Here is a 272-nt window from a genome sequence, read left to right as displayed (position 1 = left end):
TGAGTTCCCGGCCGAACCGCTGGCAACAAAGGATAAGGGTTGCGCTCGTTGCGGGACTTAACCCAACATTTCACAACACGAGCTGACGACAGCCATGCAGCACCTGTCTCACGGTTCCCGAAGGCACCAAAGCATCTCTGCTAAGTTCCGTGGATGTCAAGAGTAGGTAAGGTTCTTCGCGTTGCATCGAATTAAACCACATGCTCCACCGCTTGTGCGGGCCCCCGTCAATTCATTTGAGTTTTAACCTTGCGGCCGTACTCCCCAGGCGG

General features: G+C 54.8%; 1 rRNA gene. It reads right to left on the bottom strand.

Annotated features, from left to right (window positions below):
* A 16S ribosomal RNA gene (locus NNN71_RS25360) occupies positions 1-272 on the bottom strand; the annotation flags it as partial.

Origin of the sequence: Kluyvera sp. Awk 3, from assembly GCF_028069715.1 — a bacterium.
Taxonomy (GTDB): Bacteria; Pseudomonadota; Gammaproteobacteria; order Enterobacterales; family Enterobacteriaceae; genus Kluyvera; species Kluyvera georgiana_A.
The sequence above is the reverse complement of the archived record's forward strand: the minus strand, read 5'-3'. Positions and strand labels throughout refer to the sequence as shown.